Origin of the sequence: uncultured Ruegeria sp., assembly GCF_947500045.1 — a bacterium.
Taxonomy (GTDB): domain Bacteria; phylum Pseudomonadota; class Alphaproteobacteria; order Rhodobacterales; family Rhodobacteraceae; genus Ruegeria.
In genome coordinates, this window is record NZ_CANMQQ010000029.1 from 1 (window position 1) to 2,507 (window position 2,507).

Here is a 2,507-nt window from a genome sequence, read left to right on the forward strand (position 1 = left end):
TTGAGAACGGCGGTGAGAAAGTCGACCACGGTAGCGGCGGGATGAGCCTGCTGCGGGCGGCGTAAAAGTCGTCCATCTTTGCCCTTCTTTCAGTAACGGAGGGGGGGCGGGAGGATCTTTTCCGTGGATTTGTATCGTAAAGTTCGTCTGGCCTGTGCCGAGGGTATGAGTCAGCGAGAAGCGGCCCGGCATTTCGGGATATCTCGTGACAGCGTTCGCAAGATTTTGGCGTTTTCGGTCCCGCCCGGCTACCGGCGGTCAGCACCGATCCGGCGGCCCAAGCTGGATGGGTTCACCAGGATCATCGATCAATGGCTGTCGGAAGATCGCCAGCGACCGCGCAAACAGCGGCATACGGCCAAGCGGATCTTCGAACGCCTGCGCGATGAGCATGGCTTCGAGGGTGGTTACACCATTATCAAGGACTATGTTCGGGAGCATGGTCGACGGCATCGGGAGATGTTCGTGCCGCTTAATCATGCACCCGGCCATGCTCAGGCCGACTTCGGCGAAGCAGTGGTGGTGATCGGTGGCATTGAGCAGAAGGCTCACTTCTTTGCCTTGGATCTGCCGCACAGCGACGCCTGCTACGTCCGGGCCTATCCGGCGGCGACCGCGGAAGCCTGGATGGATGGCCACGTCCATGCCTTTGGGTTCTTCGGGGCGGTTCCGCAGTCGATCCTGTACGACAACGACCGGTGCCTTGTGGCGAAGATCGAGCCCGACGGAACTCGCAGACGCGCGCGGCTGTTCAGCGAGATGCTGTCTCATTACGTGATCCGGGACCGCTACGGGCGTCCTGGCAAGGGCAACGACAAGGGGTCCGTCGAAGGGCTGGTTGGCTATTCCCGGCGCAACTTCATGGTGCCGGTCCCGAGTTTTCCGACTTGGGATGCCTTCAACAACTGGCTCGAAGAGCAGTGCCGGAAGCGCCAAAACGACAAGCTGCGCGGGCACAATGAGACGATTGGAGAGCGGCTTCAACGCGATCTGGAAATCATGGCGCCGCTTCCCGCCCGGTCCTTCGAAGCCTGCGACCAGGCAACGGGCCGGGTCAGTTCGCTCGCGTTGGTACGTTACAAGACCAATGATTATTCCGTACCGGTTGCCTTTGGACACCGCGATGTCTGGATCCGCGCCTATGTCGACCGACTGGTGATCGGATGTGGCGGCGAGGTCATCGCGCGGCATGTTCGCAGCTACAACCGCGAGGACATGGTCTTCGATCCGGTTCATTACCTGCCGCTGATTGAGAAGAAGATAAACGCATTCGAACAGGCGGCTCCGCTGGCCGGATGGGAGCTTCCCAAGGCGTTTGATACTCTCCAGAAGCTAATGGAGGCACGCATGCTGAAAGCCGGACGGCGCGAATACGTGCAGGTCCTACGGCTGCTCGAAAGCTTCGAGATGGAAGAGGTTCATGCTGCCGTGAAGACGGCTCTTCAGATGGGTGCGATCAGTTTTGATGCCGTGAAGCATCTGGTGCTGTGTCGCGTGGAGCGGCGGCCGCCGAGGCTCAATCTGGATGTCTACCCGTTCCTGCCACGGGCCAAGGTGGCGACGACATCTCCGGCCAGCTACATGTGCCTGACAACAGGTGCCTCGACATGACGGAGACGCCACAAATCCTGCTGAACCACCAACTCAAAAAGCTGAAGCTGCCGACCATCCTGCGGGAATACGACAAGCAGGCCCGGCTCTGTGCCGCCGAGGGCCGCGACCATGTCCAGTTCCTGGCCCGTCTGATCGAGCTCGAACTCATAGACCGGGAACAGCGGATGATCGAACGCCGGATCAAGGCCGCGAAATTCCCGGCGACCAAGAGCCTCGATAGCTTCGATTTTGCCGCGATCCCAAGCCTCAACAAGATGCAGGTACTCGAACTCGCCCGTTGCGAATGGATCGACCGTTGCGAGAACGTCATTGCCCTCGGCCCCAGCGGCACCGGTAAGACCCACGTGGCGCTCGGCCTCGGTCTGGCCGCCTGCCAGAAAGGCCTGGCGGTTCGCTTCACAACCGCTGCCGCAATCGTGCACGAGTTGATGGAAGCCCGCGACGAGCGCCAGCTCCTACGCCTTCAGAAACAGCTGGTGAAGCAGAAGCTCCTGATCATCGACGAGTTGGGCTTCGTGCCCCTCAGCAAAACTGGCGCTGAGTTGCTGTTCGAGTTGATCTCCCAACGATACGAGCGCGGCTCGATCCTGATTACCTCGAACCTGCCCTTCGATGAATGGACGGAAACATTCGGATCGGAACGCCTCACCGGTGCCTTGCTCGACCGGCTGACCCACCACGTCAGCATCCTGGAGATGAACGGAGAAAGCTATCGCCTGGCACAGAGCAGGGCCCGGCAGAACTCCTAAAACACAGAAAAGATTGGTCCTGGCGGACCAAGACGCCTTGGCAACCGCCAGCTATTTGGGAGCGCGTTTGCCAAGGCGCCGGTCACCCAAGCAGTGGACGACTTTTGCTCCGCCCAGTGGTCGACTTTCTCACCGCCGTTGACA

2 protein-coding genes are annotated in these 2,507 nt (G+C 60.2%); both read left to right on the plus strand.

Annotation, left to right across the window (positions count from 1 at the left end; all coding sequences use genetic code 11):
- Positions 1–165 precede the first annotated feature (165 nt).
- Entirely contained in the window at positions 166–1,611 is a 1,446-nt protein-coding gene (gene istA, locus Q1B46_RS22085) for an IS21 family transposase (protein ID WP_299952056.1), read from the plus strand.
- Complete coding sequence (gene istB / locus Q1B46_RS22090; protein ID WP_299952055.1) at positions 1,608–2,363, plus strand: IS21-like element helper ATPase IstB; 756 nt, start codon at positions 1,608–1,610, stop codon at positions 2,361–2,363. Before istA ends, istB begins: the two co-directional genes overlap by 4 nt.
- Positions 2,364–2,507: the final 144 nt, after the last annotated feature.

What these genes read in the sequence shown, in the direction of transcription:
- istA (WP_299952056.1), top strand. Translation starts at nt 166, where the DNA reads ATGAGTCAGCGAGAAGCGGCCCGGCATTTCGGGATATCTCGTGACAGC.
- istB (WP_299952055.1), top strand. Translation starts at nt 1,608, where the DNA reads ATGACGGAGACGCCACAAATCCTGCTGAACCACCAACTCAAAAAGCTG.